This is a genomic window from Acinetobacter indicus CIP 110367 (genome assembly GCF_000488255.1).
GTDB lineage: Bacteria > Pseudomonadota > Gammaproteobacteria > Pseudomonadales > Moraxellaceae > Acinetobacter > Acinetobacter indicus.
Genome location: NZ_KI530756.1, coordinates 239,983 through 260,129 on the forward strand (window position 1 = coordinate 239,983; position 20,147 = coordinate 260,129).

Below are 20,147 nucleotides of genomic sequence, written 5' to 3' on the forward strand. Positions count from 1 at the left end.
ACTTGAAATCCGTGCAAGTGTTTTTTTTAAAAAAACCGTCAAAAACTCACAAAATCAATCCGTTTGACGATAATTCAACCGCTTTGATCACTGCGCGAGCTTTTATTTGGGTTTCATTCCACTCAGATTCAGGATTTGAGTCGGCAACAAGGCCTGCGCCAGCCTGCACATAGACCTTATTTTCACGAATAACACAGGTCCGAATCGCAATCGACATGTCCATTTCGCCATGCCAGCCTAAATAACCAACAGCACCACCAAAAATTCCACGTTTTACTGGCTCAACTTCGTCAATAATTTCCATGGCACGGATTTTTGGTGCCCCAGAAAGTGTGCCTGCCGGGAAAGTTGCCTTAAAAACATCCAAGGCATCAACATCATCACGCACTTCACCCTGCACATTGGACACAATATGCATGACATGCGAATAACGTTCGATCACCATTTGATCAGTCACCTGCACTTTGCCAATTTTTGAGACGCGACCAACATCATTACGACCCAAGTCAATCAGCATTAAATGCTCAGCAATCTCTTTTTCATCAGAAAGTAAATCTTTTTCCAAGGCCAGATCTTCTTCTTTGGTTTTACCACGTGGACGTGTGCCAGCGAGTGGACGCACGGTGGCAATACCATTTTCCAGACGTGACAGAATTTCCGGCGATGACCCAACAATATGGAATGGGATGTCATTGTCCAAGGTGCGCCCTTGCACCAAGAACAGATATGGTGATGGATTAAGGTGACGTAAAGCGCGATAGACCTGTAACGGCTCACCATCAAAGTCAGACACCATACGATGTCCCGGCACCACTTGCATGACATCACCAGCACGGATGTATTCTTTAACCTTCTCAACCGAAGCAATAAAGTTGTCATGCCCAGTTAAAGATTCAAAATGCGGTGCCATATGAGTCTGTGCTTGCAGATTCACCGGTATCGCCAGCAACTGCTCCAGCCCATCCAGTTGTGCCTGTGCTTTCTGATAGGCATCAGCATCCTTGCTATCGGCGTGCACAATCAGGAATAAGGTATCTTTTAAGTTGTCAAACACGATCACGGTTTTAGACAGCATCATCCAGATATCTGGCAGGCCCACCGGATCGGCATCTGGAATATTGTTCAGGCGCGGTTCGATATAACGCACCGCGTCATAGCCAAAGTAACCGACCAGTCCACCAGTAAAGCTTGGCAACGCCGGTAAATCGGCCTGTGTTGGCACTTTAAACTGGGCCTGGAAATCACGGATAAACTGGAAAGGATCACTACACGGCTGCTGTAGCAGTTCGCCATTGGTCTGCTGAATGGTCAACTGCCCTTCATTGCAAGAAAATACGGTCGACTCGCCCAGACCAATAATCGAATAGCGCGCCCAGTTTTCACCGCCTTCGACAGATTCAAACAGATAGGCCTGTTCATGCTCTTTTAAACGCGCAAACACAGACAATGGGGTTTCGGTATCGGCCAGACGCTGACGGTAGACAGGAATCAGGTTATAGCCGGCAGCTTGCAGTTGTTGATATTGGGCTTGAGTGGTCATGTTGAATCTCTTTCATTTTCGCGGGGTCATAGGAAGGTTGCTGGTAGGTGCTGACTTAGTGACGCCATCGAAAAACTACACAATCACTCATTGCGGTGTCCTTTTACATCTATTCTTACATTAGGAAGCTAATAATTCTGTCAGATTATCCACCACTTGCTGCGGCTGACAATCATAAATACTCTCGCCATGATTATAGCCATAGCTGACTACAATACAATCAATACCGGCACGACGTGCAGCTTCCACATCATTGGAAGAGTCGCCAATCATCAACACTTGGGATTTTTCTACCCCAAAGGTCTCAACACAGTGCAATAACTGGCGTGGATGCGGTTTACGTTCGCTAAACCGATCACCACCAATCACATCAACAAAATAATGGCTCATGTCCAGTGCATCTAAAATGGCGCGTGATGGCAGCTCGGGCTTGTTGGTGACACAGATCATTTTTTTCTGCTGCTGTTTGCCCCATTCCAGAAACTCCAGAATTCCGGCAAAAGGCTGGGTATCCAGACAAGGATCGGCATTGTAAATTCCTAGGAAAGTTTCCAGCAGCTGCTGATGCTGATCGGGATGCACCTCTCCGGTTAAATGCAGCAAGGTGCTGTGACAAAATACCGAGGTGCCTTTGCCAATCCAAGTGCGTACCTGTGCTTCGGTGACCATGGGCAGCTGCAAGGCATTCAGGCTCATATTCATGGCACGATACAGATCGGTGGCTGAATCGACCAGCGTGCCGTCCAGGTCAAATAAAATCAGCTCACGGGTGTCAAGTTTGGCCACAGACATTTTGGTCCTCTCAAAAAATAAAGGCATGCCAAAGCATGCCTCGATTGTATGCTGTGTCGCGGTTTATTTAAACAACAGCCAGGCAATAATTGCCAGGATCACCAGCACAATAATGGTCATCAGGCCAACAGAGGCATTTTTCTGCTGCTCTTTTTCCTGCTCAACGCGTGATACAGGCTGCTCAACCGGTACCGGTTGTGGCTCTGGGGTGGCCGCGCTTAAATCGGTCCCTTCAGGAATTGGGGCCGGTTTTGGTACACCGACATTGGTTGGCATGCCATCACGTGTCAATTGTACCGATGCATCACGCTCTTTCAGCTCAGGCATACCCTGATCATTCATCTGCTGTGCCGGCGTTTTCACTGCTACAGTTTCTGTCGGCTCGGCTGCAGTAGCGGTTTCCACCACATCCAGCTCAGGAATCTGTTCTACTTCGGTGCCTGCAGGCGCAAGCGGCTCATCTGCCAACAGTTCCGGTTTGGCTGGTGCCAGGACTGAAAATTTAAAGCTGGCAAACTGGACAATATCACCTTCATGCAACGGAGTTTCCTGCTCAATCCGCAGGTCATTCACAAAGGTGCCATTGGATGAATTTAAGTCTTGTACCCACAGGTCTTCAGCTTTCAGTAACAACGCAGCATGTTTGCGTGATACTTCAGCCGACTGCAGCACCACATCAGCTTCCTGATGACGCCCCACCAGCATGTCACGATCAACACTAATTTCCTGCCCGGTAAATTCACCCGTAATTGCTTGTAATTTCCAAGTCATAGCGAACTTCTCTTTAAATTTTTGCCCATCATAACATGCTCAAAACCAGATTCCATGTCCGCTCTGTTAAGAGCGCGGTCTTAAGGTGGTCGTGGTGGTGGTATTGGTGGTTTTGCTGACTTGCGGGCTTAAGGTCTGACGCTGCAGCGCCGGTTCTACCGCAACGGGTGTGGTCACCACAGCCGCCCCCGACTGTGCCGCAGGGGTCGCGGATGGCACCTGCTGATAACGGGTTTGATTTAGTGGAGTTTTAGACACTGGCACCCGCTGCTGATAGATATCTTCCACCCGCTCCGGCAGTTTGGCAAAATTACCATCCTGATCCAGCGCCAGTTGCAAGCTATACAGCTGACTATAACGCTGCTGCGAAATCCGGCGGATATCATTCTGATCTCCAACAATGGTCGGGTGAATAAAGATCAGCAGATTACGCTTCTGATTAGACTTGCCATCGGAACGAAATAAACGCCCCAGTCCTGGAATGGCACCTAACCCCGGCACAGCCTGACGCGAATAGGCAGTGTTATCTGAAATGAGGCCACCCAAGACAATGGTCTGACCATGCTCGGCCAGAATTGAGGTTTTAATTGCACGTTTGCTGGTGACCAAGTCCTGCGCCTGTCCTTTGCTGGATTTAACCCCAGAAACTTCCTGTTCCACTTCCAGACGCACTGTGCCATTTTCGCCAATATGCGGCACCACTTTCAGGGTAACCCCGACGTCTTTACGTTCAATGGTGGTATAGGGATTGACGGTACCATTTCCTGTACTGACCGAACCGGTGACAAACGGCACGTTCTCACCAACCACAATATAAGCTTCTTCATTGTCCATGGTGACAATGGATGGGGTCGACAACAGATTGGATTTGGTGGTTTCTTTTAAGGCTTGAATCAGCGCACCATACAAACGGCGTGAACCATCACTACCTTCCTGATAATCCCCCAGCACCAGTGAGGTACCCGCGCCAATCGCACCACCGGCACCCGCTGCACCTCCAGTTAAATAACCGGCGGCAATATTTTTCAGGCTGGAACCCAAGTTATCAAAATTGATCAGGCCAATGCCGCTGCTTAAATCACCCAAGGCCCATTGCACGCCAAGCTGATCGGCATCGGTGCCTTCTACTTCAATAATCGCGGCTTCAATGAGAACCTGTTGACGGCGTGTATCCAGCTGCTGAATCGCAGATTCAATTTCACGCATCAGCTGTGGATCGGCTTTGACCACCAGGGCGTTCTGGCTACTATCGGCAATAATACTGACGCCATTGCCATTAAAGCTGGTGATCTGGCTCTGCTGATCAAAACCGTTATTCAGGGTAATACTTGGCGAGGTACTGCCCGTGCTATTGCTGGATGTGCTGTTACTGCTGTTATTGACCAGACTGCTAACGCTATTGTTACTGCTATTTTTCGTATTGGAAGATGAACTGCTGACCGCCTGCCCCGACACCAGCCCTTGCAGAATTTCCGCCAGGCTTTGCGCACTGGCATATTTTAAGCGAAAGACTTTTAAGCCGCCGAGACGGTCGGCCGCCGGCACATCCATCATTTCAATCATCTGGCGGATACGCTTGCGGGTGGCGGTATCACCTTTAATGATAATGCGATTGGTCCGGTTATCCGCCACAATTCGCACCCGCGAACCTTTGAGATCTTTGGCATTGCCGGTCGAACTCATTGACTCCAATAGCCCGATCACTTCTTCGGCCTGACTGGACTGTAGCGAGATGGCTTCAATATCATTTTGGCCGGTGCCATCCAAATTACGGATAATATTTTCCAGCTGATAGATATTGCTGGCCCGGTCCGAAACAATCAGGGCATTGGTGCCGGCCACCGCAGACAGGTGGGCAAATTGCGGCATTAAAGGCCGTAAAGCCGGAATCATATCATTGGCATTGGTATTTTCCAGCCAGATGACCCGGGTCACAATCTGGTCGCCGCGCGCATTCTGGCGTGCATCAAACGGAATTCCGGAGCTTTTGACATTGTTATCTGGCACCAGCTTGATGGTATTACCCGAGGGAATAGCCACTACCCCATTAACATTAAGCACGCCCAGAAACAGGTCATAGACTTCATTGCGGTTCAACGGCTTGTTGGAAATGACCGTAACATTGCCGCGCACCCGCGGATCAACCGCGAAGTTTTTACCGGTAATATCGGCCACTTCATTAATAAATGCAGTCAGGTCAGCATCACGTAAATTAATTTTCCAGGTTTGTGCATAGCTCGCCGTACTTACCATAGCCACCAGAGGTGCACCGACCATCAATGCCCAAAGCGGACGCTCATGATTTAATAAAGCCATAATCTACCGTGTTTCCTAACCCTATAAGGTGACAAATCCGTCACTTAAAATCTTGTTGTACCGTGATGACCTGGTCACCACGCTGAACTTCCAGTCTGACCTGACCCTCCTGTCTTGCCTGTTCCAGCAATTGGGCTTCATTTTGCCCTTGTCCGACAGTCTGACCATTTAAGGATAAAATCCGGTCGCCTGGTTGTAATCCCAATCTGCTTCTGAGTGCCGCCGGTGTCCGTGCGGTAATTTCATAGCCCTGACCATTGCCACTATTCACGCCCATATCCTGTAAATAGCGTTCCCGGTCTTGCTGAATCTTTTGCACTGCCTGACCAATCGCATTTTGCGCAGTTGTTACCGATGCCGGATTTCTGTTGGGTGCAGCTGGGCTTTGTGTCGGCACAATCGGCTGATTCAGCCCGTTTTCAATGCCTTTAAACTCTATCTCACGGGTGGCGCCACTGCTATGACGCAAAACCACCCGATCCCAGTACACTTCAGCCAACTGATAACCACTGCCTTCAATCACATCGCCGACGCGATAGCGCTCTGCCACCTCATTGACTTTGAGCACGGCAGAAGAAAACTGGTTGGGATAACCGACCATCACGCCTTGTAATTGAAGGTTCAGATTGTCTTCGGCCTGCGTACGCTGGCTCGCTTCATGAAACAAGGCAAAACTGCTGATATTCGGTACACGCAGCTGCTGCGAACCCAGTTCGACCCGATCCAGTTGCATCGCTTGAGGCGGCGCCAGTAATAGCCAGAACAGACTGGCCAGCTTCCAGCATAAATACAGAATCAGCAGCGCCAGCAATAACGGTGCGACACGATCGGCCTGTTTCAACTGGAGAGTCTGCAACTGTTCCCAGATTTTCTGCATCAGAAGCCTCCCTTGAATAGCGGCTGGCGGGTACTGATTACATAGGTATCAGCACCAGCCTTACCTTCATAAGAAGGAACATGCATCAATAAACGCTGGGTCAGCTGCACATCCAGCATCATCTCCTGATCCAGACTCAGGTTTATCATTTTCTGGTCACGTGCATCACGCACATCAATTTTCAGTTTTCCGCTTTCATCTGACAGTGTGCCTTTCAGCGTGGGCACGGTCATGCGCTCTTGATGCTGGGCAAACTGATACACCAGCTCCCCGCCGGCCCAGTTGAGCTGGCCCTGTGCCTGGGCAAACCCTTGCTGCTTGCTATAGTTCAGATCGATATTTTGTAATTGAATCGGATTGGCCGGCCATTGCCAGTCGACCAGGGTTTTTAGAGTTTCTGGCGCAACACGGCCATGTACAGCGTTCAGCATGAAGGTCCCAAAACGGTAACCCATCACGCCTTTTAGTTCGGTATGACCACTATGGATTTCAACATCGGCTGCCACTTTCAGCAATAACAGGTCTAAAGGACGCGTATTCCAGCTTAAGCTGCCACGCAACTGTCCCTTGTGCCAATCTGCCTGCCCCTGCCAGATGTTGCCACTGACATTATGTAAACTCTGATTGTTTTTATAAAACTTTGAAATTAACCAAGCTGCAGGAATCTGTAATAACACAAAAATTAAAAAAGCAATGATGGCGAAAATCCACCACGTGATGTATCTCGGTTTCTTTATCATTCCACCACGACCAACCTATCTAATGCATTCATGAACAAATTGTTATTTTCATGCACACATTATGCACACTTTTTTTACAACACCAACGGATACACATAAAAAAACCAAGCAGTTCTGCTTGGTTTCGACACTCTAGTGCGCTTAGATGACAATCTGATGAAGTTTAGATCAAGAAGTCTTCAAGCTTGGCACCTTTTTCCAGTTCTGCCACTAACCAGCGCGGTTGCTTACCACGACCTGTCCAGGTTTCATTGGCATTGGCTTTATTACGATAACGCGGCTCTACCGATTTACGTACATTCTTTTTACGTTTAGACGCACCAAACTCAAGAATCTGTTCAATGCTTAAACCCGCATTTTCAGCAATTGCCAAAATCTGATTATATGCATCTTCAACTGCCTGGTCCTTTTTCGATGCAATTAATGCTTCCGCTTCTTCCTGCAAGCGCTTTAATTGTTCTACAGACAAATTACTAATATCGGGCATCATATTTACTCCACAAGTATGCTTTTATATTAATTTACTTCAATTGCATTAATACATCATATTTTTATCTGAATTAAGTTTCAATCATTATTTGAAATGAAAAACAATTATTAACAGAGATAAATAATCTATTTATTCGGGATTAGAATTAATCCAGATAATGCCCCACACTATTTTCCAAAGCCAAAATACGCTGCCGAATCGACTCGGGTAATGGCATTTTCTGCATACTTTCAGAATTAACACAAACCATGATGGCTTCTGCACTCGCGACTACAGCCTGCTGCTGCTCGCTCCATAATAGATAATGCATGCGAAAAGCACTATTTCGGATTTCCTCAACCCGCACACCTATTTTTAAGGTATCCGGATAAAATACCGGACGCATATATTTGCACTGATTTGATGCCACTACCGTCGAAAAGGATTGCTGCATCATTCTGATCTGATCCATATAATGAATGCGGGCACTTTCAATATAGCGGTAATACATCACATTATTGACATGACCGAGCGCATCCATATCGCCCCATGCCACCACTTGTTGATGAATTACTGGATAATCGGTTAATTGCATGCGACTTTACCTAGATTTTAATTTTCATGAAATGACTATTATTTTCAAACACCAGATTTAACTGCTGCTGTAAATGCGGTTGATCTTTTAATGCCGATTTAATTCTTAAATAGTTCATTAAAATATGTTCCGGATATAAATCCAGAAGCTGTGCTGCATCGTCATGACGACCGGTAGCTTCCAATATATGCCATTTGGCAAAACTCAATACCGCTAAAGCAGGATATTGCTGTTCCCACTGATTCAGATAATCTTCAATCTTGAGATAATCCGGTACCGGTTTTAACAGCTGCTGCTGGAACCATAAATAGAACACATCCTGATGAAACTGTTCAGACAGTAAATGCACCGCCAGATGCTCCTGCTGCTCTCCCATATCGCTTAAGCGTACCAGCACTTTTAACCACAGCACTTTAATCGCATACGGCTGGGTAAATATCTGCCCGGACAGGTTGCAATAACGCTGTTTTAAATCCTGTAATGCTTCCGGTGTAGCCTGCTCAAAATGCTGCAAGATTTGCTCAAGCCATAACTGCTTGCTGTCCAACCCTAAATGCCCATATTGAGTCGCACGCAAATATAACCATGGATACTGCAGCGCAAACTCCCCCCACAGTGCGGTTAAGCGCTGCTCATAGGCTTGTTTGACATCTTTGAGCCACGGCGACAGTTGATGGCCATTTAAAAATTCCAGATGAGTCAGGGCTTTTTCCGGTTGCTGCTGCGCCAGATAAATTTCAATACGCTGCAATTCGGCCAGCTCAAAGGCCATGGCATTGCTCTGGTTTAACATCTGCAAAGCCACCGGATAATCCTGCTGCATCAGCGACAGGCGTGAATGAATCACGGCTTTTAATAAACCGGACTGGTTAAATACCTGACGGATAAAGCCGCCCTGCTCACGCGCGGCATCCAGCAGCCAGATTACTGCCATTTGCTCATAAGGATGTAAATGCTGGAAATCAAACACCGCCGCCTGCTTACGCTGTTCACGGCTTAAATAGCGTTTTAGCATCGCCCAGATCAGCTGCACCACCAGACTGATCAGCATCAATAAAATTAAAAGCACCCAGATATTGGTCTGTAACTGCCAGTCACGCCAATACAGATAAACATAGCCCGCGCCATAGCCATAACTGAATACACTGAGCAAGGCCACCAGCACCAACGTGACCAAGACATAGGCCAGAACAATCTGCTTCATGATCATTCATCCAATAAGGTGCGGCTGGTCAGCACCGGCACAGGAATCACGGTCAGGCTCTGAATTTCCGCCAATTCAGCGCTTAACTGCTGCGCCCCCCGATCCGGCAGCGGCTGTAACAGATGAAGAATTTCAGTCAGCTCCTGCTGATAATTCAGATATTGGCCTTGTCCTAATAACTGACGTGCCAGTAATAAACGCAGCTGCGCTTCTTTTAACAGCAATTGACGCTGACTAAGCACCGTCGCTGGCTGCTCGGCGGCTTCCAGCTTCAACCATTTGTGCCAGAAGGCCGGATTGGCCGCTTGCGCCGGCTGCAGCTGCGGCTGCTGGATTTCCTGACGCAACAGCTGATCCAGCTGCTGTAGAGCCTGAGTGACCTGCTGCTGCTGGGCACTGCGCTGTGCCGCAAATTGCTGGATCAGCTGCCGGTCTTTGCTCAGGGTTTGATGCAGGCTTTCGGCCAAGGCCGGTGACAAAGCCCACTGATTCAGCTGAACATCCAGTACTGCCAACTTTTCCAGTGCATACGGATATTGCGCCTGCTTTAAGGCAAATTCGATCAGTTCCAGCTGCTGTTGAAGCATCTGCTGCGGCGTGATCGTGGTCTGGCTGATCTGCACCGTAGTATCAGTTGCAGGCGCACTTGAAGATACAGACAGTGAAGGATTACTACTCTGGCGCTGCAAAGCCACCAGCTGATCATTGAGATTGGCGCGGCTTTTTTCCGCCTGATGCATACTCTGAGACAATTCGGACTGCTGCACCGCTATTTTAAATACGTCATAGCTCAGCTTTAACATCCAGGCCAAGCCGATGATCAATAATAAAATAAGTAGCTTCTTCATGCGTGTCCTGATTTAAGCTCAATCTGCTGCAGTATTGTTTCTGTTTTTAAATTCGTCAACTTGATCAGTTGAAAACAGGTGTGATGCTGTTGTTGATAATCCATCAACAGCGCTTCCAGGCGGTCACCCAGCACCAGATAACGCCCCCGGCTCAATAATTCTTTTTGCGCTTGACTCAGCAGCAACCAGTTTAACCAGCTGGCCTCACTGCTGATCAGCATCCAATAGTCTCGATGCTGCTGCAGTTGTGGCAATAGCGCGGGCATCTGCTGAATGGACGCGGCCGGACACTGACGCTGATATAAAATAAAATTCAGAATCTGCATTCCGGCCTGTTGCAGACTGTCCATCATAAACTGACGACCACCTTCACCGCGCCAGAAGGCAATACATGAACCGGCCGCCAGGGATTTTAATAAAGGCAGTTCCAGCATGCCTTCTGAGGTTTCAACCTCCGGCACGGCGCTCGAAATTCCGTATTCTGCCAGTACCTGCGCTGTTTTTTCACCAACCGCAATCCACTGTAAATGTTGTAATTGATCGAGATGAATACCGCTTTGCACCAGATACTCCATCCCGATGTGTACTGCGGTCGGGCTGACCACCACAATCCGCTGCGCCTGCAGTAATTGCTGGTACAGCTGTGCCAATGCATCGGACCAGGGACAGGCCTGTAATTCCAGCAGAGGCAGTTCAATCACCGACCAGGCCTGTTGCCTTAAAGCCTGTGACAAGGCACAGGCTCGATCGGCCGGGCGGGTATTAATAAACAGCATCTTAATATAAAGCTTTTAGCAGCTCACCTGCCCCTTGTGCCAACAGGTTCTGTGCCAGTTGCTCACCCAGCTGTTCGGCCTGCTCAGGTGCAGCACTGAGCTGTGCGCTTAACAGGGCCTGGCCATCGACACTGCCCACCCGGCCTTCCATCGACAGCTTACCATCTTTTAAAGTGGCATAACCAGCAATCGGCACCTGACAGCCGCCTTCCAGATAAGCATTAAACGCACGTTCTGCGCGTACACAGACATTGGTTTCATCATCCATCAACGGCAAAATCAGCTCGAGTACGGCCTGATCATTAGTCCGGCATTCCAGCCCCAAAGCGCCCTGACCCACGGCCGGCAAACTCACTTCAGGCGCGAGCGTATGACGAATCCGCTCACTAAGGCCCAAACGCTTCAGGCCGGCACTGGCCAGAATAATCGCATCATATTGACCTGCATCCAGCTTGGACAGACGGGTACCAACGTTACCGCGCAAATCAATAATCTCCAGGTCAGGGCGTGCTTTTAAAATCTGGCATTTACGGCGCAAACTGGACGTTCCGACTTTGGCACCCTGCGGCAAGTCCTGAAAGCTGGCATAAGTATTGGAAACAAAAGCATCCAGCGGATCTTCACGCTCACAAATCACCGCCAGGCTTAAGCCTTCTGGTAGCGCCATTGGCACATCTTTCATGGAATGCACAGCAAGGTCAGCACGACCATCCAGTAAAGCTGCTTCTAATTCTTTGACAAACAGTCCCTTGCCCCCAATTTTGGCTAAGGGGGTATCGAGAATTTTATCACCCTGGGTCACAAAGGTGACCAACTCCACGTTTAGACCGGCATGTAAGGCTTCTAAACGCGCACGAATGTGTTCCGCCTGCCATAATGCCAGCGGGCTTTGTCGAGTTGCAATTTTCAGGGTGTTCATCATGTCAGTGAAAGCAAATAAAAGGATTCCCTTAAACTTAACCTGATCGCTTGAAAATGCAAGTCAATTTGCACCCTGAGATGGCGAAAAAGCCATTTCAGCCGGTGCTTACAGTTTCTGAATACGTTCTCTTAAAGTCGGTAAATGACGACGGCTTACTGCCAGACGTTCTTCCAGTTCACGACAACGCACCTGATATTGACCGGTATTAATCACTTCCAGTCCTTCAAGATAATGAATCGAGACCAGTGCATTGCGATGAATCCGAATAAACTGATCGGCAAATTCATGCTCCAGGTCTTTTAAGGTTTCGTCAATCAGCACGCTGCCATTTTTATGGCGCACGGTGACATATTTTTGATCTGCTAAAAAATAATAAATATTTTCTACAGGCACCAGTTCAACACCACGATAAGTTTTCGCCGTGATCTGGTGGCGTTTTATATTCAATTCTTCCATATTTTCTTTTTGTTTTATGTGACTCAGCTGGGCTTGCGTGAGTTTGGTTAAGTGATCTAAAACCTGCTGCAATTCCTGTTGCATGACCGGTTTTAACAAATACCCTTCTGCCTGCGATTTAAATGCATCAAGTGCATGCTCATCATAGGCGGTACAAAAGACAATTGCCGGCATGGGGTCAAGCTCGCGCAAATGCTGGGCGCAGCTTAGTCCATCCATTTCTGGCATCTGAATATCTAATAACACGACATCTGGCTGATGTTCATCTGCTAGCTCAATGGCCTGCTCACCATGACTGGCGGTTGCCACCACCTGATGTCCAAGTTGAGTCACCAAGCGGGCCAAACGCTCAGTTGCAAGAGGTTCATCATCACAGATCAGAACATCCATTTATCCCTCCTTTACGTTAAATCATTTATTTTTATAGCTTAACGTGAATTTTTTTTATTTATATGGATACTGTACCACGGTGGTATACATGCCCTCCCCTGCATACGTTTGAAAGACCACCTTTCTTCCATAAAAGGCGCGTAGACGCTGTTGCACATTTTGAATTGCAATACCATGTCCTTGTCGTAAATTCATTTTAGCGTTTACGTAAGGGTTTGTAATGACGATATTGACTTGATTTTCCAAAATTTCTACCAATACGCTAATGGTACTCGGTCTGGATATTTTTTCAACACCATGGAAAATACTATTTTCCAGTAAAGGTTGTAAAGTTAATAAGGGAATTTGTACCTGACTGAGCAGTTGCGGCTGTTCAATTTTCCATTCCACCTGCAAGCGTTCACCCAGCCGGATCTGCTCAATCTCCAGATAACGCTGGCATAATTCAACTTCTTCCTGCAGCTTGACCAGCTTGACTTCCTGCAAACTGGCACGAAACAGACGTGACAGATTGAGCAGCATCTGCTCGGCTTTTTCAGGATCAATCGCAATCAGGCTAATGACATTATTTAAGCTGTTGAATAAAAAATGCGGATGGATACGCGCTTGTAAGGCATGTACCTTGGCCTTTAGAGCACTTTGCTCGCGCAGATAATTCTGTTCGCGCAAATATAAATAGCGAAAACAGAATGCTCCCAGCAAGATGCCATAACTTAAATGCAAGTCCAGCCCAGCCCCCAGCTCGGCTGCAGTCAAGTCACGCAGATGAAAATTCTGGCCAAAATGTGTCAGCAGATTCAGGCTTAAAGTGGTCACCAGTACAATTAGCTGTAGCAATAAAAAACCAAAACCGAGCGAAAAGCCCAGACTCATCCGACCCAAACGTCTTTGAAAATATTCAATAAAGGCAGTAAAGGCCAGCAGCACCCAGTTAATATACAGCACATATTGCAGCAGCCTTGAGCCGGTTAATGCCTGCCAGCCCTGCGCTTCAGCCAGTGCCAGCACCATGGCCAATACATTGCTGGCAATAAATAATTCAATTAGATGTTGCCAACGCCCTATTTTCGTAAAAAAATAACTGTAATTTTTTTCATCAGCCGTATCTGCAAAAGATGATCTCACCTGCCCTTCGGCAAGTGATTCCGAATTTGTTATACTCGTTTTCAAATTACTGCTTTTTATTCTATTGAGCCGACATGACCACATCTTCTAATTCCTCAAATCCGTCACAAACCCAGACTTCGGGTATGTGGGGCGGTCGTTTCTCTGAAGCTACTGACGCATTTGTTGCTGAATTTACAGCATCTGTCCAATTTGACCAACGCTTTTATAAACAAGATATTGCCGGTTCCATCGCCCATGCGACCATGTTGGCCAAAGTCGGCGTGCTGACTGCACAGGAACGGGACGACATCATCAACGGCTTAAACACCATTAAAGTCGAAATTGAAGCGGGTCAATTTGAATGGCGTATTGACCTTGAAGATGTGCACATGAACATCGAATCACGCCTGACCCAGCGCATTGGCATTACCGGTAAAAAACTGCATACCGGTCGTAGCCGTAACGACCAGGTGGCGACCGATATCCGTCTGTATGTGCGTGATGAAATTGATGCCATTTTAGAATTATTGAAAAAACTACAAACCGGTATTCTAAGCCTGGCGGCAAAGAACACTGACACGATTATGCCGGGCTTCACCCATTTACAAACTGCTCAGCCTGTGACTTTTGGTCACCACCTTATGGCCTGGTTTGAAATGCTGGTGCGTGACTCTGAGCGCTTAATTGACTGCCGTAAACGTTTGAACCGTATGCCACTCGGTTCTGCTGCTCTGGCAGGCACCACCTACCCAATCGACCGTGCCTATACCGCAGAATTACTGGGCTTTGATGCCGTTGCTGAAAACTCGCTGGATGCAGTATCTGACCGTGATTTCGGAATTGAATTTAACGCCGCTGCATCGTTAATCATGATGCACCTGTCACGTATGTCGGAAGAACTGATTCTGTGGACCTCAGCCCAGTTTAAATTTGTGAATATTCCTGACCGTTTCTGTACCGGTTCATCGATCATGCCGCAAAAGAAAAACCCGGATGTCCCTGAACTGGTTCGCGGTAAAACCGGCCGTGTTTATGGTGATTTAATGAGCCTGTTGACCCTGATGAAAGGTCAACCACTGGCCTATAACAAAGACAACCAGGAAGACAAAGAGCCTCTGTTTGATGCAATTGATACTGTACGTGGTTCACTGATGGCGTTTGCTGACATGATTCCGGCATTGGTGCCTAACATTGCAGAAATGCGTGAAGCGGCGCTGCGTGGTTTCTCTACTGCAACCGACCTTGCGGATTACCTGGTGAAAAATGGCGTTGCTTTCCGTGATGCCCATGAAATTGTTGGTAAAGCGGTCGCACTGGGCGTACAGGAAGGCAAAGACCTGTCTGAACTGACCCTGGAACAGCTGCAGCAGTTCTCTGACCTGATTCAGGCCGATGTATTTGAAAAAGCCCTGACTCTGGAAGCTTCAGTGAATGCACGTAACCATATTGGGGGGACTGCTCCGGCACAAGTCGCTGCTGCGATTGAACGCGCCCACGCCCGTTTAGAGCAACTTTACGCTTAATCTTAAATTCGGAGTATGGATATGTCTCGACAAGTATTTTGCCGTAAGTATCAACAAGAAATGGAAGGCTTGGACTTTGCCCCGTTCCCGGGTGCCAAAGGTCAGGAATTATTTGATACCGTGTCTAAACAGGCCTGGAACGAATGGCTGAAACATCAGACCACGCTGATCAATGAAAAGCGTTTAAATGTGTTTGAAGCAGATGCGAAAAAGTTTCTGGAAGAACAGCGCGAAAAATTCTTCAATAATGACGAAACCTTAGAAAAAGCCGAAGGGCTAAAGCCTGAGTAAAACTTAAAGCGCTGCTTTAAGTTTTACGCAAGACAAGGACGAAGTCCGCGTAGGCTTTCATGCAAAAAGAATCTCCATTTTTTGAGGATTCTTTTTTATGCACGGTTGTAAAAATTACGTAAGACAAGCGAAGCGCGTAGTTTCAAATGTCTCAAAGGAGTCTGAAGAGGCTCCTTTTTTATACTCGATACTGCTCCGCCACGCCGCAAGACGAGAAGCTGTGCTTCGAGTAAAAAAGAAAGCGCTGCTTTAAGTTTTACGCAAGACAAGGGCGAAGTCCGCGTAGACTTTCATGCAAAAAGAATCTCCATTTTTTGGGGATCCTTTTTTATGCACGGTTGTACAAATTACGCAAGACAAGCGAAGCGCGTAGGCTTAAATTTGAAAGGCTCCAGAAATGGAGCTTTTCTTTTACTCTATCCAAACCCAAGATCAACCACTGCACATAGGGTTTTATCTCGGAAGATGCTTTTAGCCTTTAATCCAAAAAAATTTCATCGATAAAAAATGAATTCCTCTTCATTCACCCATTTCAGGCTTGGCACAGAAAAAGTAGATGAACTCTGTTGTTTTCCAGCCCCAAGCTCCCTGTTTATAGTGAGCTTAAGGTGATTGGTTTTTATTGAATTGACAGGTATATCTGGACAACTATAAAGTTTTACTTCACCAAAATCAGGGGTTTATAATTTAGATTAAAATTAACCTATTTAACCGATTGGTATTGTAACTGGCCGATACATTTGTTCATAAAACTCAACATTAGACTACAATAAGCTTAAAGATTTCCGCGCATCATCTTCCTATAATAACAATCAAGGAGATGGAAGCATCTCTTATAATAGATATAAATATCCCCGATTTCGATCTCAGATTTCCCCCAAAATCTGGGATTTTTTTTATCCATTTTATGCGTAATCCATAAAAAAAGCCTGAAATTATTTCAGGCTGTTTCTGGTATTCAAACTTAGCGTTCTTGAACTTTCTGTTCAATTTCTTCCATGCTGGTATGACGCACATCCAGACCTTTGACCATATAAATCACTTGCTCGGAAATATTACGCGCATGGTCACCAATCCGCTCTAGGGAACGCAGTACCCACATTACATTGATGACGCGGGAAATATGACGTGGATCTTCAATCATATAGGTCATTAAAGTCCGGGTGGCCGACTGGTATTCACGGTCGATATCGGCATCGGCCAGCAGTACACGTAAAGCCTGATCGACATCCAAACGGGCAAAAGCATCCAGCGCATCATGAATCATGACTCGCACCTGGTTACCAATATGACGGGTCTCCAAATAACCGCGCGGCGAGCCCCCTTCTTCACATAGGCTTTGTGCAATCCGGGCAATTTTGGCCGCTTCATCGCCAATACGTTCCAGGTCGGTATTGGCCTTGCTCATGGCAATCACCATGCGCAGGTCAATTGCAGCGGGATGACGGCGTGCCAAAATCAGGGTTAATGCTTCATCAATTTCAGTTTCCAGACGGTTCACTGCATTGTCCTGAAATTGCACCTCTATTGCCATCGCGGCATCTGTGTCCAGCAATGCATGAATCGCATTGGCCACCTGCTGCTCTACCAAGCCACCCATGGTCATGAATTTTGTATTGACATCCTGTAGATCTTCATTAAATTGAGAAGAAATATGGTGATTTAACACAGGATTATTTGGACTCAAGAGATGTACTCCAATGCAATAATAACGGACTTATTTGATCATTGATTATTAAATCACATTAAACATTAAGCTTTTATGACAATTTAAACAAGTGCCCGATTGCATCATTTTATTTTATTGAAATTTAAGGTTTTTCTATTAACCACAAGTTCATCTCGGCCAGATCTTTTTCACTGAGTTGCCCCACCGATGCCCGGAGGCGCAGCACATTAATCAGATAATCATATTTGGCATTCAAATAGTCCTGCTTGGCCGAAAAAGCATTACGCTGAGCCAGCAGGACATCGACCATGGTTTTTAGGCCTTCATGATATTGGGCACGGGAGGCGCGCGATACCAGTTGCGCCGATTGCATGGCCGCCTGTCGTGCCTGTAACTTGGATTGATCGGTTTCCACCTGCAAATAGGCACTTTTTACATCGGTATTGGCTTTACGGATGGCCGCATCCAGCTCGGCTTCGGCTTTATCGACATTCACTGCTGCTTTCTGGATATTGCGCTGGGTACGGCCGCCGGTAAACACATTCCAGTTCATTTCAATGCCGACCTGATCAAACTGACCATCCTGAGAAATCAGGCTTTGTGGCGTCTGCTTGTTATAGCCATAAGTACCGACCGCTTCAATTTGCGGATAACGCGCGGCCTGCTCCACCCGTTTCTGGTCTTCGGCATAACGCTGCTGCAAGCGGGCCTGCAAAATGGACAGGTTCTGACTTTGTGCCAGCTCGGTCCATGCCTCTAAACTGGCCGGATAAGGCTTTTGGAACTGAAAGTCATCTCGCAGTACCGCCAGATTTTCACGATATGGCCCGATCAGCTGCGCCAGTTGTTCCTGTGCCAGCACCAGCTGCACATGGGTAGCAATCCGGTTGGCCTTGGCATTTTGATATTGCGCCTCGGCTTCGCTGACATCACTGCGCGCGACCAGTCCCTCGCGCAGCTTGGCATTCATCATGTTCAGCTGTTCCAGCAGTGCCTGCTCTTCCTGCAAATAGGCCGTCGTTAAAGACTGCTGGCGCAGCACATTAAAATAGGCTTCGGCCACATTTAAAATATGCTCCTGCTTTTGCAGTCTTAAGGTGACTTCACTGAGACTGAGTGAGGTTTTGACCTGTTTTAGGCCTTCCCAGGCATCCCAGCGGAATAAAGGCTGGCGTGCAGTGACACTCACCTGACGGGTGGTGGTTGCTGAAGGCGACAGGCTTTCAGAGCTGACTGGAAAACCTGGAATTGTCGCAGCATTGGCGTCCTGACTGCGCCGGGTGATATTGCCAGACACAGTCACGGTCGGCAGCAAATTGCCTTTGGCAATGCCTAAATTCAGTTGATCGGCTTCATATTGCAACAGATTGGCCTGCCAGTTCGGGTCGGTGGCTTTGGCACGCTCATAGGCCTCGACCAGATCCAAGGCTTGCGCCCAAGGGCTAAACAACAGCAGGCCCAATATACATATTTTTTTCTTCATTTTATTCGTTTAACTCATCTCGCCAAAATGGCCATGTCTCAGTCAAGCATTGACTCAATTTGCTCCATAGTAGCGATTTATCGCATTTTTTTCGTATGTTTTTGATTATTTTTTTATATTTTACCGCTTTAACTCAAGCAGCAAGCTGTCCAGTTGAGTTGAGCCAGGAGCGCACTCACAGCCATGTAACCAAACTTCAGCACAACGCTACAATTCACCGGACCGAAGCTGGTTACAATAGCGCCATACATTCCGCACTTGTTATTTTTTTGCTGCTTTTTTAATTGGGTTATCGTGAAGCTTATTTCTCCCCGCTGGCGTACTTTACTGCTCAGTTTATGTTCTGCAATGGTTTTGACCGCGTGTCAAAGGCCAGAACCCCCTGTGGTCATTGAACAGAAGCCGAAGCAGGCTGTGGCTGAACAGGCGGTCGATTTAAAGTCGATCTGCCGCGGTATTGAACAGGAAATGCGCGAGATTAACCAGCAGCGCACCACCTTTGCCCTGGAACAGATTAACCAGGATTTAAAAGTCTGTTTGCCACTAATGGATTTCCCCGACCAGCAGCATCTGCTGGAACTGTCTGCCCAGATGTACCAGAATTTTCTGAAAGTCGAACGTACCGCCCAGCAGCAGACCGCTTTTGATCAGTATGCCTTTGATCTGGCCCAGCATCCCACCATTCAGCAAAGCCATTTCGAACAGTTTGCCTTACGCGACCAGTATCTGCTGAAACACAAAGGTCAGGCCTATGTCGACCTGTATGATGCCGGTGAAGGGCAACTGGTCTATCGGCGTAATCCGCAGTACCTGGCTCGTATTTTTGCGCCTTATCTGCCCGATGCCGAACGGATTTTTATTGAAAATCTGGCCGAACAGAATATGCAGCGTCCGATTCGTGATGGCGGCCTGACCATTGATGCCCAGGAAGTGGTGCGTCGCGCCCTGTTCTGGGAAGATTATGTCAAAAACTATCCTGACAGCAGTTATATCCGCGATGCGCGTTATCTGGATCAGGTCTATCGTATGTTCCTGTTTAAAGGCACCTTAAATACCCCGGTTTCAGACAGCTATGAAGCAGAATATGCGATTCAGCCCAGTGTCTGGTATGAAATTGAAAAGCTGGCCAAGCTGGAGCAGTCACGACTGGCAGATCAGGCGCGTAAATTCCGCAGCTTTGTACAGATGTCGCCACAGGAACGGCGTAACCGTATTCCAGTCAGCCTGACCGCACAGGAACAAAACAATGAACGTGCCAACACCCTGGCGCTAAAGCAGCTGTCCCATTATCTGGATTTACCGCTAAACGGCTTAAGTCCGACCCGTGACTGTTTTAGCGATGCGGTCTGTATGCCTTATCAGAATAACTAAGCCACCC

At 47.4% G+C, this 20,147-nt stretch carries 19 protein-coding genes; 3 read left to right on the forward strand and 16 right to left on the reverse strand.

The window, feature by feature from the left end:
- Positions 1-46: 46 nt before the first annotated feature.
- The 14 genes from trpE to P253_RS12475 all read right to left on the reverse strand — a co-directional run bounded on the left by trpE (position 47) and on the right by P253_RS12475 (position 13,905).
- Positions 47-1,540: an anthranilate synthase component I gene (trpE, locus tag P253_RS12410; protein ID WP_016659680.1), complete on the reverse strand. Its 1,494-nt coding sequence runs from the start codon at positions 1,538-1,540 to the stop codon at positions 47-49.
- Positions 1,541-1,660: 120 nt separating this feature from the next.
- The gene (gene gph, locus P253_RS12415; protein WP_005181670.1) at positions 1,661-2,332 is read right to left on the reverse strand and encodes a phosphoglycolate phosphatase; all 672 of its coding nucleotides are present in this window, start codon (positions 2,330-2,332) and stop codon (positions 1,661-1,663) included.
- Positions 2,333-2,395: 63 nt separating this feature from the next.
- Positions 2,396-3,103, reverse strand: coding sequence for an FHA domain-containing protein (locus P253_RS12420; protein WP_005181667.1), 708 nt, complete (start codon positions 3,101-3,103; stop codon positions 2,396-2,398).
- A 66-nt stretch (positions 3,104-3,169) separates the two neighbouring features.
- Positions 3,170-5,419 carry a type II secretion system secretin GspD gene (gene gspD / locus P253_RS12425; RefSeq protein ID WP_016659681.1) on the reverse strand — a complete coding sequence of 750 codons (2,250 nt, stop codon included), beginning with the start codon at positions 5,417-5,419 and terminating at the stop codon, positions 3,170-3,172.
- A 40-nt stretch (positions 5,420-5,459) separates the two neighbouring features.
- Positions 5,460-6,296, reverse strand: a complete 837-nt coding sequence (locus tag P253_RS12430) for a type II secretion system protein N (protein ID WP_016659682.1) — start codon at positions 6,294-6,296, stop codon at positions 5,460-5,462.
- Positions 6,296-7,036 carry a type II secretion system protein N gene (gene gspN, locus P253_RS12435; RefSeq protein WP_016659683.1) on the reverse strand — a complete coding sequence of 247 codons (741 nt, stop codon included), beginning with the start codon at positions 7,034-7,036 and terminating at the stop codon, positions 6,296-6,298. The genes P253_RS12430 and gspN overlap by 1 nt, the downstream gene beginning before the upstream one ends.
- 163 nt (positions 7,037-7,199) lie before the next feature.
- Positions 7,200-7,526: an H-NS histone family protein gene (locus P253_RS12440; RefSeq protein WP_005181647.1), complete on the reverse strand. Its 327-nt coding sequence runs from the start codon at positions 7,524-7,526 to the stop codon at positions 7,200-7,202.
- Positions 7,527-7,671: 145 nt separating this feature from the next.
- Positions 7,672-8,100 carry an acyl-CoA thioesterase gene (locus tag P253_RS12445; protein WP_016659684.1) on the reverse strand — a complete coding sequence of 143 codons (429 nt, stop codon included), beginning with the start codon at positions 8,098-8,100 and terminating at the stop codon, positions 7,672-7,674.
- 10 nt (positions 8,101-8,110) lie between these two features.
- Entirely contained in the window at positions 8,111-9,304 is a 1,194-nt protein-coding gene (locus tag P253_RS12450; protein WP_035363514.1) for a hypothetical protein, read from the reverse strand.
- A 2-nt stretch (positions 9,305-9,306) separates the two neighbouring features.
- Entirely contained in the window at positions 9,307-10,152 is an 846-nt protein-coding gene (locus P253_RS12455; RefSeq protein ID WP_016659686.1) for a hypothetical protein, read from the reverse strand.
- Positions 10,149-10,928, reverse strand: coding sequence for a uroporphyrinogen-III synthase (locus P253_RS12460; RefSeq protein WP_016659687.1), 780 nt, complete (start codon positions 10,926-10,928; stop codon positions 10,149-10,151). The genes P253_RS12455 and P253_RS12460 overlap by 4 nt, the downstream gene beginning before the upstream one ends.
- Before the next feature lies 1 nt (position 10,929).
- Entirely contained in the window at positions 10,930-11,847 is a 918-nt protein-coding gene (hemC, locus tag P253_RS12465; RefSeq protein ID WP_035363550.1) for a hydroxymethylbilane synthase, read from the reverse strand.
- Between the two features lie 108 nt (positions 11,848-11,955).
- Complete coding sequence (locus P253_RS12470) at positions 11,956-12,696, reverse strand: LytR/AlgR family response regulator transcription factor (RefSeq protein ID WP_005181633.1); 741 nt, start codon at positions 12,694-12,696, stop codon at positions 11,956-11,958.
- A 54-nt stretch (positions 12,697-12,750) separates the two neighbouring features.
- Positions 12,751-13,905 (reverse strand): sensor histidine kinase, encoded by a 1,155-nt coding sequence (locus tag P253_RS12475; protein ID WP_005181627.1) that lies wholly within the window; start codon positions 13,903-13,905, stop codon positions 12,751-12,753.
- On the opposite strand from P253_RS12475, the gene argH reads away from it, so the two are divergent.
- Both argH and P253_RS12485 read left to right on the forward strand, forming a co-directional pair.
- Complete coding sequence (gene argH, locus P253_RS12480) at positions 13,896-15,326, forward strand: argininosuccinate lyase (protein WP_171066722.1); 1,431 nt, start codon at positions 13,896-13,898, stop codon at positions 15,324-15,326. The two genes, P253_RS12475 and argH, sit on opposite strands and share 10 nt — an antisense overlap.
- A 21-nt stretch (positions 15,327-15,347) precedes the next feature.
- Positions 15,348-15,617, forward strand: a complete 270-nt coding sequence (locus P253_RS12485; RefSeq protein ID WP_005181625.1) for an oxidative damage protection protein — start codon at positions 15,348-15,350, stop codon at positions 15,615-15,617.
- A gap of 964 nt (positions 15,618-16,581) precedes the next feature.
- On the opposite strand, the gene phoU is transcribed toward P253_RS12485, so the two are convergent.
- Both phoU and abuO read right to left on the reverse strand, forming a co-directional pair.
- Positions 16,582-17,304, reverse strand: coding sequence for a phosphate signaling complex protein PhoU (gene phoU, locus P253_RS12490; RefSeq protein ID WP_016659690.1), 723 nt, complete (start codon positions 17,302-17,304; stop codon positions 16,582-16,584).
- A gap of 124 nt (positions 17,305-17,428) precedes the next feature.
- On the reverse strand, positions 17,429-18,769 hold the full coding sequence (gene abuO, locus P253_RS12495) for a multidrug efflux outer membrane protein AbuO (RefSeq protein ID WP_016659691.1): 1,341 nt from the start codon (positions 18,767-18,769) through the stop codon (positions 17,429-17,431).
- 348 nt (positions 18,770-19,117) lie between these two features.
- Here abuO and P253_RS12500 point away from each other — a divergent pair, with 348 nt between their 5' ends.
- Positions 19,118-20,140: a hypothetical protein gene (locus tag P253_RS12500; protein ID WP_042119428.1), complete on the forward strand. Its 1,023-nt coding sequence runs from the start codon at positions 19,118-19,120 to the stop codon at positions 20,138-20,140.
- Positions 20,141-20,147: the final 7 nt, after the last annotated feature.

Bases quoted from the DNA above. Each gene is read 5' to 3' on its own strand.
- trpE (WP_016659680.1), bottom strand. From the start codon at position 1,540: ATGACCACTCAAGCCCAATATCAACAACTGCAAGCTGCCGGCTATAAC.
- gph (WP_005181670.1), bottom strand. From the start codon at position 2,332: ATGTCTGTGGCCAAACTTGACACCCGTGAGCTGATTTTATTTGACCTG.
- P253_RS12420 (WP_005181667.1), bottom strand. From the start codon at position 3,103: ATGACTTGGAAATTACAAGCAATTACGGGTGAATTTACCGGGCAGGAA.
- gspD (WP_016659681.1), bottom strand. From the start codon at position 5,419: ATGGCTTTATTAAATCATGAGCGTCCGCTTTGGGCATTGATGGTCGGT.
- P253_RS12430 (WP_016659682.1), bottom strand. From the start codon at position 6,296: ATGCAGAAAATCTGGGAACAGTTGCAGACTCTCCAGTTGAAACAGGCC.
- gspN (WP_016659683.1), bottom strand. From the start codon at position 7,036: ATGATAAAGAAACCGAGATACATCACGTGGTGGATTTTCGCCATCATT.
- P253_RS12440 (WP_005181647.1), bottom strand. From the start codon at position 7,526: ATGATGCCCGATATTAGTAATTTGTCTGTAGAACAATTAAAGCGCTTG.
- P253_RS12445 (WP_016659684.1), bottom strand. From the start codon at position 8,100: ATGCAATTAACCGATTATCCAGTAATTCATCAACAAGTGGTGGCATGG.
- P253_RS12450 (WP_035363514.1), bottom strand. From the start codon at position 9,304: ATGAAGCAGATTGTTCTGGCCTATGTCTTGGTCACGTTGGTGCTGGTG.
- P253_RS12455 (WP_016659686.1), bottom strand. From the start codon at position 10,152: ATGAAGAAGCTACTTATTTTATTATTGATCATCGGCTTGGCCTGGATG.
- P253_RS12460 (WP_016659687.1), bottom strand. From the start codon at position 10,928: ATGCTGTTTATTAATACCCGCCCGGCCGATCGAGCCTGTGCCTTGTCA.
- hemC (WP_035363550.1), bottom strand. From the start codon at position 11,847: ATGAACACCCTGAAAATTGCAACTCGACAAAGCCCGCTGGCATTATGG.
- P253_RS12470 (WP_005181633.1), bottom strand. From the start codon at position 12,696: ATGGATGTTCTGATCTGTGATGATGAACCTCTTGCAACTGAGCGTTTG.
- argH (WP_171066722.1), top strand. From the start codon at position 13,896: ATGACCACATCTTCTAATTCCTCAAATCCGTCACAAACCCAGACTTCG.
- P253_RS12475 (WP_005181627.1), bottom strand. From the start codon at position 13,905: ATGTGGTCATGTCGGCTCAATAGAATAAAAAGCAGTAATTTGAAAACG.
- P253_RS12485 (WP_005181625.1), top strand. From the start codon at position 15,348: ATGTCTCGACAAGTATTTTGCCGTAAGTATCAACAAGAAATGGAAGGC.
- abuO (WP_016659691.1), bottom strand. From the start codon at position 18,769: ATGAAGAAAAAAATATGTATATTGGGCCTGCTGTTGTTTAGCCCTTGG.
- P253_RS12500 (WP_042119428.1), top strand. From the start codon at position 19,118: ATGGTTTTGACCGCGTGTCAAAGGCCAGAACCCCCTGTGGTCATTGAA.